The sequence below is a fragment of the Ancylomarina sp. 16SWW S1-10-2 genome (genome assembly GCF_009669305.1).
Lineage (GTDB): Bacteria > Bacteroidota > Bacteroidia > Bacteroidales > Marinifilaceae > Ancylomarina.
Window position 1 is genome coordinate 1 of sequence record NZ_SADB01000313.1, and the last position, 390, is coordinate 390.

The following is a 390-nucleotide window of genomic DNA, read 5'->3' on the forward strand; positions in this document are numbered from 1 at the left end:
TTTTTTACGAACATTAAGCGACTTACTCGATGCACGCAATGGTGTAGCAATAATTGCAACTCATTCCCCAGTAGTACTGCAAGAGGTTCCAAAATCCTGCATGTGGAAAGTCCTACGGTCAAGAGAAGCAATAAATATTATCCGTCCGGATATTGAGACATTCGGTGAGAACTTAGGTGTTTTAACTCGTGAGGTGTTTTTACTTGAAGTGACAAATTCTGGATACCACCACTTATTATCGCAGTCCGTTGATTCAGAGCTTTCTTATGAAACCATTCTAAAAAATTATAATGGTCAGATAGGATTAGAAGGTCGAACCGTTTTAAAAGCGATGATAATGAACAGAGATGAAGGTAAAGTACAATGAAAAAACTACCTCTTCCAGCGAGA

Annotated in this window: 1 pseudogene; it reads left to right on the forward strand. The window is 38.5% G+C overall.

The features are described 5' to 3' along the window. Positions 1–367, forward strand: a pseudogene (locus EMN46_RS19345) (hypothetical protein); the annotation flags it as partial. Positions 368–390: the final 23 nt, after the last annotated feature.